The 13,051-nt window shown below is 60.9% G+C and carries 8 protein-coding genes; 7 read left to right on the top strand and 1 reads right to left on the bottom strand.

Annotated elements, in window-relative coordinates; all coding sequences use genetic code 11:
- The first annotated feature begins 14 nt into the window (after positions 1-14).
- A complete protein-coding gene (gene rpoC / locus OKW38_RS19940; RefSeq protein WP_090802172.1) occupies positions 15-4,253 on the top strand; it encodes a DNA-directed RNA polymerase subunit beta' in 4,239 nt (1,412 codons plus the stop codon).
- Positions 4,254-4,388: 135 nt separating this feature from the next.
- Here the strand turns inward: rpoC and OKW38_RS19945 are convergent, their stop codons facing one another.
- Entirely contained in the window at positions 4,389-5,765 is a 1,377-nt protein-coding gene (locus OKW38_RS19945) for an IS4 family transposase (RefSeq protein WP_090800641.1), read from the bottom strand.
- Between the two features lie 248 nt (positions 5,766-6,013).
- Here OKW38_RS19945 and recQ point away from each other — a divergent pair, with 248 nt between their 5' ends.
- From recQ to rpsJ, 6 genes are all read left to right on the top strand, one after another.
- A complete protein-coding gene (recQ, locus tag OKW38_RS19950; protein WP_429335413.1) occupies positions 6,014-7,861 on the top strand; it encodes a DNA helicase RecQ in 1,848 nt (615 codons plus the stop codon).
- 218 nt (positions 7,862-8,079) lie between these two features.
- The gene (gene rpsL, locus OKW38_RS19955; RefSeq protein WP_006053290.1) at positions 8,080-8,460 is read left to right on the top strand and encodes a 30S ribosomal protein S12; all 381 of its coding nucleotides are present in this window, start codon (positions 8,080-8,082) and stop codon (positions 8,458-8,460) included.
- A 181-nt stretch (positions 8,461-8,641) separates the two neighbouring features.
- Positions 8,642-9,112 (top strand): 30S ribosomal protein S7, encoded by a 471-nt coding sequence (gene rpsG / locus OKW38_RS19960; RefSeq protein WP_006053291.1) that lies wholly within the window; start codon positions 8,642-8,644, stop codon positions 9,110-9,112.
- A gap of 131 nt (positions 9,113-9,243) precedes the next feature.
- A complete protein-coding gene (gene fusA, locus OKW38_RS19965; RefSeq protein ID WP_090802169.1) occupies positions 9,244-11,346 on the top strand; it encodes an elongation factor G in 2,103 nt (700 codons plus the stop codon).
- A 48-nt stretch (positions 11,347-11,394) separates the two neighbouring features.
- Positions 11,395-12,585 (top strand): elongation factor Tu, encoded by a 1,191-nt coding sequence (gene tuf / locus OKW38_RS19970; protein ID WP_090802167.1) that lies wholly within the window; start codon positions 11,395-11,397, stop codon positions 12,583-12,585.
- A gap of 127 nt (positions 12,586-12,712) precedes the next feature.
- A complete protein-coding gene (rpsJ, locus tag OKW38_RS19975; protein ID WP_006998489.1) occupies positions 12,713-13,024 on the top strand; it encodes a 30S ribosomal protein S10 in 312 nt (103 codons plus the stop codon).
- Positions 13,025-13,051: the final 27 nt, after the last annotated feature.

Genomic DNA, 13,051 nt, shown 5'->3' on the forward strand with positions numbered 1-13,051 from the left:
ACTGGAGAGAAGCGATGAAAGCTTTGCTCGATCTATTCAAGCAAGTCCAACAACCTGAAGTTTTCGACGCGATCAAGATCGGTCTGGCCTCGCCGGACAAGATCCGTTCGTGGTCGTTCGGTGAAGTCAAGAAGCCGGAAACCATCAACTACCGCACGTTCAAGCCGGAGCGCGATGGTCTGTTCTGCGCGAAGATTTTCGGTCCGATCAAGGACTACGAATGCCTTTGCGGCAAGTACAAGCGCCTGAAGCACCGCGGCGTGATCTGCGAGAAGTGCGGCGTCGAAGTGACGCTCGCGAAGGTGCGTCGTGAGCGAATGGGCCACATTGAGCTGGCCTCGCCGGTCGCGCACATCTGGTTCCTGAAGTCGCTGCCGTCGCGTCTGGGCATGGTGCTCGACATGACGCTGCGCGACATCGAGCGCGTGCTGTACTTCGAAGCATACGTGGTGATCGATCCGGGCATGACGCCGCTGAAAGCGCGGCAGATCATGACCGAAGAGGATTACTACAACAAGGTCGAGGAATACGGCGACGAATTCCGTGCCGAAATGGGCGCGGAAGGTGTTCGCGAACTGCTGCGCGCGATCAACATCGACGAGCAGGTCGAGCTGCTGCGCACGGAGCTCAAGAACACCGGCTCGGAAGCGAAGATCAAGAAGTACGCCAAGCGCCTGAAAGTGCTCGAGGCGTTCCAGCGTTCGGGCATCAAGCCGGACTGGATGGTCCTCGAAGTGCTGCCGGTGCTGCCGCCGGAACTGCGTCCGCTCGTCCCGCTCGACGGCGGCCGTTTCGCGACGTCGGATCTGAACGACCTGTATCGCCGTGTGATCAACCGTAACAACCGGTTGAAGCGTTTGCTCGAGCTGAAGGCGCCTGAAATCATCGTCCGCAACGAAAAGCGGATGCTGCAGGAAGCCGTCGACTCGCTGCTCGACAACGGCCGTCGCGGCAAGGCGATGACCGGTGCGAACAAGCGTCCGCTAAAGTCGCTCGCGGACATGATCAAGGGTAAGGGCGGTCGCTTCCGTCAGAACCTGCTCGGTAAGCGTGTCGACTACTCGGGCCGTTCGGTGATCGTGGTCGGCCCGACGCTGAAGCTGCATCAGTGCGGTCTGCCGAAGCTGATGGCGCTCGAACTGTTCAAGCCGTTCATCTTCAACAAGCTCGAAGTGATGGGTGTCGCTACCACCATCAAGGCTGCGAAGAAGGAGGTCGAGAACCAGACACCGGTGGTGTGGGACATCCTCGAAGAGGTGATCCGCGAACATCCGGTCATGCTGAACCGTGCGCCGACGCTGCACCGTCTCGGCATCCAGGCTTTCGAGCCGGTGCTGATCGAAGGTAAGGCAATCCAGCTGCACCCGCTCGTTTGCGCGGCGTTCAACGCCGACTTCGACGGTGACCAGATGGCCGTTCACGTGCCGCTGTCGCTCGAAGCGCAGATGGAAGCGCGCACGCTGATGCTCGCGTCGAACAACGTACTGTTCCCGGCTAACGGCGATCCGTCGATCGTGCCGTCGCAGGATATCGTGCTCGGCCTGTACTACGCGACGCGTGAAGCGGTGAACGGCAAGGGCGAAGGCCTGACGTTCACGGGCGTGTCGGAAGTGCTGCGCGCGTACGAGAACAAGGAAGTCGAACTGGCCTCGCGCGTCAACGTGCGGATCACCGAAATGGTCCACAACGAAGACAAGTCGGAAGGCGGCCCGGCGTTCGTACCGAAGATCACGCTGTATGCGACCACGGTTGGCCGCTCGATCCTGTCGGAAATCCTGCCGCCGGGTCTGCCGTTCTCGGTGCTGAACAAGCCGCTGAAGAAGAAGGAAATCTCGCGTCTGATCAACACCGCGTTCCGCAAGTGCGGTCTGCGTGAGACGGTGATTTTCGCCGACCAACTGATGCAGTCGGGCTTCCGTCTGGCAACGCGCGCTGGTATTTCGATTTGCGTCGACGACATGCTCGTACCGCCGCAGAAGGAAACCATCGTTGGCGACGCCGCGAAGAAGGTGAAGGAATACGACCGTCAGTACATGTCGGGTCTCGTCACTGCGCAGGAGCGCTACAACAACGTGGTCGACATCTGGTCGGCGACGTCGGAAGCGGTCGGCAAGGCAATGATGGAGCAGCTGTCGACGGAACCGGTCACGGACCGCGACGGCAACCAGACGCGTCAGGAGTCGTTCAACTCCATCTACATGATGGCGGACTCAGGCGCTCGTGGTTCCGCGGTTCAGATCCGTCAGCTGGCCGGTATGCGCGGTCTGATGGCGAAGCCGGACGGCTCGATCATCGAGACGCCGATTACGGCGAACTTCCGCGAAGGTCTGAACGTGTTGCAGTACTTCATCTCGACCCACGGTGCACGTAAGGGTCTGGCTGATACGGCACTGAAGACCGCGAACTCGGGTTACCTGACGCGTCGTCTCGTCGACGTGACGCAGGATCTGGTCGTCGTCGAGGAAGATTGCGGCACGTCGAACGGCGTGGCGATGAAGGCGCTCGTGGAAGGCGGTGAAGTGGTCGAAGCGCTGCGTGACCGTATCCTGGGTCGCGTGGCCGTGGCTGACATCGTCAACCCGGAATCGCAGGAAACGCTGTTCGAAGCGGGCACACTGCTCGACGAAGACGCGGTCGAAGACATCGAACGCCTCGGCATCGACGAAGTGCGGGTACGCACGCCGCTGACCTGCGAAACGCGCTACGGTCTGTGCGCGGCCTGCTACGGTCGCGACCTCGGCCGCGGCTCGCTGGTGAACGTCGGCGAAGCGGTCGGCGTGATCGCGGCGCAGTCAATCGGTGAACCGGGCACGCAGCTCACGATGCGTACGTTCCACATCGGTGGCGCGGCGTCGCGTGCGGCGGTGGCATCGTCGGTCGAAGCGAAGTCGAACGGTACGGTGCGTTTCACGTCGACGATGCGTTACGTCACGAATGCGAAGGGCGAGCAGATCGTCATCTCGCGTTCGGGTGAAGCGATGATCACCGACGATCACGGCCGCGAGCGCGAGCGTCACAAGGTGCCGTACGGCGCCACGCTGCTGCAGCTCGACGGTGCGCAGATCAAGGCTGGCACGCAACTGGCCACGTGGGATCCGATGACGCGTCCGATCATCACCGAGTACGGTGGTACGGTGAAGTTCGAGAACGTCGAGGAAGGCGTGACGGTCGCGAAACAGATCGACGACGTGACGGGTCTGTCCACGCTCGTCGTGATCGACGTGAAGCGTCGTGGTTCGCAGGCGTCGAAGACGGTGCGTCCGCAGGTCAAGCTGCTGGATGCGAACGGCGAGGAAGTGAAGATCCCGAACACCGAGCACTCGGTGCAGATCGGCTTCCAGGTCGGCGCGCTGATCACCGTGAAGGACGGTCAGCAGGTGCAGGTCGGCGAAGTGCTCGCACGTATCCCGACCGAATCGCAGAAGACGCGTGACATTACCGGTGGTCTGCCGCGTGTGGCGGAACTGTTCGAAGCACGTTCGCCGAAGGACGCGGGTATCCTGGCGGAAGTCACGGGTACGACGTCGTTCGGTAAGGACACGAAGGGCAAGCAGCGTCTCGTTATCACGGACCTCGAGGGCAACCAGCACGAGTTCCTGATCGCGAAGGAAAAGCAGGTTCTGGTGCACGATGGTCAGGTCGTCAACAAGGGCGAAATGATCGTCGACGGACCGGCGGATCCGCACGACATCCTGCGTCTGCAGGGCGTCGAGGCGCTGTCGCGCTACATCGTGGACGAAGTGCAGGACGTGTACCGTCTGCAAGGCGTGAAGATCAACGACAAGCACATCGAAGTGATCGTCCGTCAGATGCTGCGCCGCGTGCAGATTTCGGACAACGGCGATACGCGTTTCATCCCGGGCGAACAGGTCGAGCGGTCGGACATGCTCGACGAGAACGACCGTATGATCGCGGAAGACAAGCGTCCGGCAACGTACGAAAACGTGCTGCTCGGTATCACGAAGGCGTCGCTGTCGACCGATTCGTTCATCTCCGCGGCGTCGTTCCAGGAAACGACCCGCGTGCTGACCGAAGCGGCGATCATGGGCAAGCGCGACGACCTGCGTGGCCTGAAGGAAAACGTGATCGTCGGCCGCCTGATTCCGGCCGGTACGGGTCTCGCGTTCCACAAGGCGCGCAAGAGCAAGGAACTGGCCGACCGCGAGCGTTTCGATCAGATCGCAGCGGAAGAGTCGTTCGAATTCGGTACGCCGGAAACGCCGGCTGCCGAACAGCAACACTCGGGCGAGTAAGTGCTGGCGGCGCAAGCCGCCTTGCCTTACGAGCCACGAAGGCCGCTCAGTTTCGACTGAGCGGTTTTTTTTTGCTCTTTTTGCGCGTGCATGGGTGCCAAGTGCCGGAGCAGTCCTAGGCCGAATGGCACTTACTTAAGCCCGTGGAGCGTGCCCATATTTTTGGACGCGCTCACGTGCGATGTGACGAGGCTCTTTCAGCCATGGGTAGGACTTCGGTCTTCGTTTGCGCATTCGTGGTTCGATGCGACCGGGGCGACTCCCAACGCAAGACTGCGTGATCAGGTTGAACAGGAGACTCTGGTTGTGAGTTGCCGTCAGACCTCTGGCCAGCCATTCAGTCCATAACTGCACCGTGTGTTTGAAACTCAGTGTTCTCGGGTCAGTGGCATGGTGACTGGCGGCCTGAGCCATCAGCAGCCGAATCACGTTGTAGGCCAGCAGATGGACCCAGATCTCCTTTTCGTTCATGTGGGCAGTCTGGCAATGCAGCACATCCATGCCCATCGTCGTCTTGATGTTACGTAGATCCAGTTCCACGTTCCAGCGCCTGGCGTACAACTGCGAGAGGTCCTGTTTGCTGGTCTTGCGTGCATCAAGCATCGTGGTGACCAGCACCCGGTGATGCAGCCTGGACTCGCGCACCATCAGTTCATCGGGGAAGGCCTGGTACTGCTCATGCGTCATCCAGTCAGGACGCTGCCGGGGTTTGGGCCACGTCACAATGTGATCGCGCGTGCCCAGGGACCGGCCTCGCCGAAAGTCGGTGCGGCGTGCCCCATGCTGTTCCATCACGACGTCCACCCCGGCGGCGATCATTGAGGCCATCAGAAAGTAGTGGCAGTACAAGGCATCGGCGACGATCACGTCACCTTTGCGAAACGTGCCTTGCAGCATGCGAAACGCCGTCAGCTCCCCGCTGCCTTTGCCCGCGTAAGTTCCGACCGCCGACTCCAGTACTGCGCCGCTTGCCAGACAGATCACCGCAACCAGATAGGCCAATGGAAAGCCCACTCCTTCGGCCTGAGCACTGGACTGCGGGAAACGGGCCTGGTTCGACGGCGTATCGGGCATCGAGATCCCGGTGCCGTCAACCAGCTTGACCGGGCGCCCGCGCCACTTCCAGGCAGGCTCGGCCTGCTCATGCAGTTGGCGCCCCGTCTCGCGCGCCAACTCCCGCACCATCGTCAGCGGCAGTCTCTGGCGAGCGCGGCAGTAGCCTCCCGTACGCACACTCATGGGCCGCAGCCCATCGGCAGCTCGCTGCGCCGCCCACCCGTTGACTGCCTTCTGACAGGAGGCGTCCTCTTCCAGCGCCTGGCGCATGAACATCGACAGTGTCACCGTCGGCGGATACAGCCGTTCCCGATGTTCTGGCAAATACGCTTCCGTTATGCCCAACAGCCCCGGGCTCGTCAGTATGTTGAAGTAGTCTACCGCCTGGGCCCTGCACGCCCGGCTTTGAACCCTGCTTCGTGTTTGCCTGTGATGACTTCGTGCATTACGATCCATGGGGGCTGATCTTTGGAATGAGACGGTGTTTGCCTGGTAACAACCATCGTATCAATCCCTGGATCAGCCCCCTCCCTTTCTCTTCAAGCACTTACCCGCGTCTTCTCCTCCATGTAGGCTTAAGTAAGTGCCATTCGTCCTAGGCCCGATGGCTAACGTTGTCGCAAAGCGCGGGCGCGGCACGAATGGGTTGGTAAAATTCGTCTCACCGCCTGCGTGCCGTTCCTTTCGCCGTCTCTCTCAAATACATGTCCCGACCGCTCGAAATCCTCAATGAAGTCTTTGGTTATCCCGCGTTCAGAGGGCAGCAGGGCGAAATTGTCGAGCACGTCGCCGACGGTGGCGATTGCCTTGTGCTGATGCCGACGGGCGGCGGCAAATCGCTGTGCTATCAGATCCCGTCGCTGGTGCGGCGCGAACGCGGCTTTGGCACCGGCATCGTGGTGTCGCCACTGATCGCGCTGATGCAGGATCAGGTGGCCGCGCTGACCGAAGTCGGCGTGCGGGCCGCGTACCTGAACTCAACGTTGTCGAGCGCGGAGGCGGTGGCCACCGAGCGGGCGCTCCGCGACGGCGACATCGATCTGCTCTACGTCGCACCGGAGCGGCTGATGACGCCGCGCTTCCAGGAACTGCTCGAACGCACGCGCATCGGTCTTTTCGCGATCGACGAAGCGCACTGCGTGTCGCAATGGGGACACGATTTCCGGCCCGAATATATTCAGCTGTCGGTGCTGCACGAGCGCTTTCCGAATGTCCCGCGCATCGCGCTGACGGCGACCGCCGACGCGATCACACGCGACGAAATCATCCACCGTCTCGCGCTCGAAGACGCGCGCGTGTTCGTGTCGAGTTTCGATCGGCCGAACATCCGCTATCGCATCGCCGAAAAAGACAACGCGCGCACGCAACTGCTCGACTTCATCCGCGCCGAGCATACGAAAGCCGACGGTACGACCGACGCGGGCGTCGTTTATTGCCTGTCGCGCCGCAAGGTCGAGGAAACCGCGGAGTGGCTGAAGGAAAAGGGCATGCGCGCGCTGCCGTACCACGCCGGCATGGAGTTCGAGGTGCGCCAGAAACATCAGGAGATGTTCCAGCGCGAGGAAGGCATCGTGATGTGCGCGACGATTGCGTTCGGCATGGGCATCGACAAACCCGACGTGCGGTTCGTCGCGCATCTGGATTTGCCCAAGAGCGTGGAAGGGTACTACCAGGAGACCGGCCGCGCGGGCCGCGACGGACTGCCGTCGAACGCGTGGATGGCCTACGGGCTCGGCGACGTCGTGCAGCAGCGCAAGATGATCGACGAATCCGAAGCAGACGACGCGCACAAGCGCGTCCAGACCGGCAAGCTCGACGCGCTGCTCGGTTTGTGCGAAACGGCGACTTGCCGGCGGGTGCGCCTGCTCGCGTACTTCGGCGAAACGAGCCAGCCGTGCGGCAACTGCGACAACTGCCTCGAGCCGCCGCCGACCTGGGATGCAACGCGCGAGGCTCAGATGGCGCTGTCGTGCGTGTTTCGCGCGCAGCGTGCGAGCGGCTTTCATTTCGGAGCCGGACACCTGATAGATATTTTGCGTGGCAACCGCAGCGAAAAAATCCTGCAGCGCGGCCACGAGAAGCTGACCACGTTCGGTATCGGCGCGGCGCTCGGTGAGCCGGAGTGGCGTGCGATCTTTCGCCAACTCGTCGCGTTCGGTTACCTGACGGTCGACCACGAGGGCTTCGGTTCGCTCGTGCTGACGGAGGCGAGCAAGCCGGTGCTCAAGGGCGAGCAGAAGGTGACGATGCGTCGCTACGTCAAGCCGACACGCACGCGTCAATCGTCGGGTCGTACGAGCGAGCGCGCCGATCCGACCATTGGCATGGGCCCTCGCGAGCGGGCCCGCTGGGAGCGCCTACGCATGTGGCGCACAGAAACCGCGAAGAGCGACGGAGTGCCGGCTTATGTGATTTTCCATGACGCGACGCTCGCGGAAATCGCCCGTCTCGGCCCCGATTCGATCGACGGTCTGCGCGGGATTCCGGGCATGGGGGCGCGTAAACTGGACCGTTTCGGCGACGAATTGCTGCACGTCGTAGCGGCAGACTGACGTCGTCTGGCTGTTGAGCCGGATTGACACGGGCGAAACACCGCAACCTGTTGACTCCCTTAGTATTTTCGGAATATTATGTTAGGTTCCGGTTCTTGGAATGCCTACGCGCAACTTCAGTTCGTGCGTGAGCGGGCCAGCCGGAAGTTCGATGCGCGGGCGTTTCCGCTTTGCCCGGAAACCGATGCGTCGATTTTGTTCAATTTCAGGAATAATCAATGCCAACCATCAATCAACTGGTTCGCAAAGGCCGCACGTCGGAAACGACGAAGAGCAAGAGCCCGGCTTTGCAGGACTGCCCCCAGCGTCGGGGCGTGTGCACCCGTGTGTACACCACGACGCCGAAGAAGCCGAACTCGGCACTCCGTAAGGTCGCCAAGGTTCGTCTGACGAACGGCTTCGAAGTCATTTCGTACATTGGTGGCGAAGGCCACAACCTGCAGGAACACTCGGTCGTGCTGATTCGCGGCGGCCGTGTGAAGGACTTGCCGGGTGTGCGTTACCACATGGTTCGCGGCTCGTTGGATACCCAGGGCGTCAAGGATCGTAAGCAGGCTCGCTCGAAGTACGGTGCGAAGCGTGCCAAGGCTGGCAAGTAATTTAGCCGGTCGATCGCAGTTTCAGGTCGCCTGCAAAGGCGGTAATAGCGATGGTGCCGGAATCGCCGGTGCTATCGAGTAAGTGGTCACCCGACCAGGCTGGTTAGTCTTACGGATGAATCGGGTTAGTTGGTGGCCGCGGGGCTGTAAACAGCTCCAACTGAAAAGTAAAGGAAGAAACATGCCGCGTCGTCGCGAAGTCCCCAAGCGGGAAGTGTTGCCGGATCCGAAGTTTGGCAACGTTGATGTAGCAAAATTCATGAACGTGCTGATGCTCTCCGGCAAGAAGTCGGTTGCCGAGCGTATCGTGTACGGCGCTTTCGAACAGATCCAGACCAAGGGTGGCAAGGACCCGCTGGAAGTGTTCACGGTGGCGCTCAACAACGTCAAGCCGGTGGTCGAAGTGAAGAGCCGCCGCGTTGGTGGTGCGAACTATCAGGTTCCGGTCGAAGTGCGCCCGTCGCGTCGTATGGCATTGGCGATGCGTTGGCTGCGTGAAGCCGCGAAGAAGCGCAGCGAGAAGTCGATGGCCCTGCGTCTGGCAGGTGAGCTCTCCGAAGCGGCCGAAGGCCGTGGCGGCGCGATGAAGAAGCGCGACGAAGTTCACCGGATGGCAGAAGCCAACAAGGCGTTCTCGCACTTCCGTTTCTAAGCTTCCCCACCCCGGGATTAGCTGAAAACGGAAAGAAATTCCGGGCGGGTGCGCTTCAAAGGCGCCTCGCCCGTTTGTGTTACAGCGCGATGGGCATCTCTCGCATCGCGTCATCCCAATAGAGGATCAAAGTGGCTCGCAAGACTCCTATCGAGCGCTACCGTAACATCGGTATTAGCGCTCACATCGACGCCGGCAAAACGACGACGACCGAGCGCATTCTGTTCTACACGGGCGTGAACCACAAGATTGGTGAAGTTCACGACGGCGCTGCCACCATGGACTGGATGGAGCAGGAACAGGAGCGCGGCATCACGATTACTTCCGCTGCTACCACGGCATTCTGGAAGGGCATGGCGGGCGACCGCGCCGAACACCGCATCAACATCATCGACACCCCGGGTCACGTCGACTTCACGATTGAAGTCGAGCGCTCGATGCGCGTGCTCGACGGCGCGTGCATGGTGTACTGCGCTGTGGGCGGCGTGCAGCCCCAGTCGGAAACCGTGTGGCGTCAGGCTAACAAGTACAAGGTTCCCCGTCTCGCGTTCATCAACAAGATGGACCGTACCGGCGCGAACTTCTTCAAGGTCTACGACCAGCTCAAGCTGCGTCTGAAGGCGAACCCGGTTCCGGTCGTCGTGCCTATCGGCGCGGAAGAGAACTTCACGGGCGTCGTCGATCTGATGAAGATGAAGGCGATCATTTGGGACGACGCGTCGCAAGGCACCAAGTTCTCGTACGAAGACATCCCGGCAGAGCTCGTCGACACATGCAACGAATGGCGTGAAAAGATGGTCGAAGCCGCGGCGGAAGCGAACGAAGACATGATGAACAAGTACCTCGAGTCGGGTGAGCTGACCGAAGAGGAAATCATCAAGGGTCTGCGCGACCGTACGATCGCTTGCGAAATCCAGCCGATGCTGTGCGGCACCGCGTTCAAGAACAAGGGTGTGCAGCGCATGCTGGACGCCGTGCTTGACTTCCTGCCGTCGCCGATCGACATCCCGCCGGTTACCGGCGAGCTGGAAAACGGTGAAAAGGGTGAGCGCCGCGCTGCTGACGACGAAAAGTTCTCGGCACTGGCATTCAAGATCATGACCGACCCGTTCGTCGGCCAACTGATCTTCTTCCGTGTCTACTCTGGCGTTGTGAATTCGGGCGACACCCTGCTGAACGCGACCAAGGACAAGAAGGAACGTCTGGGCCGTATTCTGCAGATGCACGCGAACCAGCGTGAAGAAATCAAGGAAGTGCGCGCAGGCGACATCGCCGCTGCGGTCGGCCTGAAGGACGCGACCACGGGCGACACGCTGTGCGATCCGACGAGCCCGATCGTGCTCGAGCGCATGGTTTTCCCGGAACCCGTGATTTCGCAGGCTGTTGAGCCGAAGACGAAGCCGGACCAGGAAAAGATGGGTCTGGCCCTGAACCGTCTGGCGCAGGAAGATCCGTCGTTCCGCGTTCAAACGGACGAAGAATCGGGTCAAACCATTATTTCGGGCATGGGCGAGCTCCACTTGGAAATTCTGGTCGACCGGATGAAGCGTGAGTTCGGCGTCGAAGCAACGGTTGGCAAGCCGCAGGTGGCTTACCGCGAAACGATTCGCGGCAAGGCGGAAGACGTTGACGGCAAGTTCGTCAAGCAGTCGGGTGGTCGCGGCCAGTACGGCCACGCGGTCATCACGCTCGAGCCGAACGAGCAAGGCAAGGGCTACGAGTTCCTGGACGAGATCAAGGGCGGTGTGATTCCGCGTGAATACATCCCGGCAGTCGACAAGGGTATCCAGGAAACGCTGAAGGCCGGCGTGCTGGCGGGCTTCCCGGTCGTGGACGTGAAGGTTCACCTGACGTTCGGTTCCTACCACGATGTCGACTCGAACGAAAACGCGTTCCGCATGGCCGGTTCGATGGCGTTCAAGGAAGCGATGCGCAAGGCACAGCCGGTCATTCTCGAACCGATGATGGCTGTCGAAGTCGAAACGCCGGAAGACTACATGGGCAACGTGATGGGCGACCTCTCTGGCCGTCGCGGTATTGTTCAGGGCATGGATGACATGGTTGGCGGCGGCAAGATCGTTCGCGCCGAAGTGCCGCTGTCGGAAATGTTCGGCTACTCGACGTCTCTGCGTTCGCTGACGCAAGGCCGTGCAACGTACACGATGGAGTTCAAGCACTATGCTGAAGCTCCGCGTAACGTGTCGGAAGCGATCATCAACGCGAAGTCGAAGTAATCGCGCGGCAAAGTCATTCAACGATTAACTTTCTGAAAGAAGAGAAACATGGCTAAAGGTAAATTCGAGCGGACCAAGCCGCACGTGAACGTGGGCACGATCGGTCACGTTGACCACGGCAAGACCACGCTGACGGCAGCGATCACGACGGTCCTGACGCAGAAGTTTGGCGGCGAAGCGAAGGCGTACGACCAGATCGACGCGGCGCCGGAAGAAAAGGCGCGTGGCATTACCATCAACACCGCGCACGTCGAGTACGAAACGGCTAACCGCCACTACGCACACGTCGACTGCCCGGGCCACGCAGACTACGTGAAGAACATGATCACGGGCGCGGCGCAGATGGACGGCGCAATCCTGGTGTGCTCGGCTGCCGACGGCCCGATGCCGCAAACGCGTGAGCACATCCTGCTGGCGCGTCAGGTTGGCGTTCCGTACATCATCGTGTTCCTGAACAAGTGCGACATGGTGGACGACGCCGAGCTGCTGGAGCTCGTCGAGATGGAAGTTCGCGAACTTCTGTCGAAGTACGACTTCCCGGGCGACGAGACGCCGATCATCAAGGGTTCGGCCAAGCTGGCGCTGGAAGGCGACAAGGGCGAGCTGGGCGAGGTGGCGATCATGAACCTGGCCGATGCGCTGGACACGTACATCCCGACGCCGGAGCGCGCGGTTGACGGTGCGTTCCTGATGCCGGTGGAAGACGTGTTCTCGATCTCGGGTCGCGGCACGGTGGTGACGGGTCGCGTCGAGCGCGGCGTGATCAAGGTTGGCGAGGAAATCGAGATCGTCGGTATCCGCGCAACGGCCAAGACGACCTGCACGGGCGTGGAAATGTTCCGCAAGCTGCTCGACCAGGGTCAGGCAGGCGACAACGTTGGTATCCTGCTGCGCGGCACGAAGCGTGAAGACGTGGAGCGTGGTCAGGTTCTGGCCAAGCCGGGTTCGATCAACCCGCACACGCACTTCACGGCTGAAGTGTACGTGCTGAGCAAGGACGAAGGCGGCCGTCACACGCCGTTCTTCAACAACTACCGTCCGCAGTTCTACTTCCGTACGACGGACGTGACGGGCTCGATCGAGCTGCCGAAGGACAAGGAAATGGTGATGCCGGGCGACAACGTGTCGATCACGGTGAAACTGATCAACCCGATCGCGATGGAAGAAGGTCTGCGCTTCGCAATTCGCGAAGGTGGCCGTACGGTCGGCGCTGGTGTCGTCGCCAAGATCATCGAGTAAAATCGACGATTGCTGTAGCAGTTTGTAGCGCCCGGGCTCGGGCACTCGCTTTGCGCGAGCGTCCGAGCCTACGTTCTTTTTCTAATCGGCGGTGCAATATCGCCTCGCTCTTTTCAAGGAATTTGTCATGCAGAACCAGAAAATTCGCATTCGCCTGAAGGCTTTCGACTATCGCCTGATCGACCAATCGGCAGCTGAAATCGTCGATACGGCAAAGCGGACCGGCGCGATTGTTCGTGGTCCCGTACCCCTGCCGACCCGCATTCAACGCTTCGACATCCTGCGTTCGCCGCACGTCAACAAGACGTCGCGTGACCAGCTCGAAATCCGCACCCACCAGCGTCTGATGGACATCGTTGACCCGACGGACAAGACCGTCGACGCGCTCATGAAGCTGGATCTCCCGGCTGGCGTGGACGTTGAAATCAAGCTGCAGTAAGGCTTCCAGCCCTTGCCCGGCCACCCG

It is taken from the genome of Paraburkholderia sp. MM5496-R1, from assembly GCF_050436205.1.
Taxonomy (GTDB): domain Bacteria; phylum Pseudomonadota; class Gammaproteobacteria; order Burkholderiales; family Burkholderiaceae; genus Paraburkholderia; species Paraburkholderia tuberum.

Coding starts and splice junctions, on each gene's coding strand:
- rpoC (WP_090802172.1), top strand. CDS start 15: ATGAAAGCTTTGCTCGATCTATTCAAGCAAGTCCAACAACCTGAAGTT.
- OKW38_RS19945 (WP_090800641.1), bottom strand. CDS start 5,765: ATGGATCGTAATGCACGAAGTCATCACAGGCAAACACGAAGCAGGGTT.
- recQ (WP_429335413.1), top strand. CDS start 6,014: ATGTCCCGACCGCTCGAAATCCTCAATGAAGTCTTTGGTTATCCCGCG.
- rpsL (WP_006053290.1), top strand. CDS start 8,080: ATGCCAACCATCAATCAACTGGTTCGCAAAGGCCGCACGTCGGAAACG.
- rpsG (WP_006053291.1), top strand. CDS start 8,642: ATGCCGCGTCGTCGCGAAGTCCCCAAGCGGGAAGTGTTGCCGGATCCG.
- tuf (WP_090802167.1), top strand. CDS start 11,395: ATGGCTAAAGGTAAATTCGAGCGGACCAAGCCGCACGTGAACGTGGGC.
- rpsJ (WP_006998489.1), top strand. CDS start 12,713: ATGCAGAACCAGAAAATTCGCATTCGCCTGAAGGCTTTCGACTATCGC.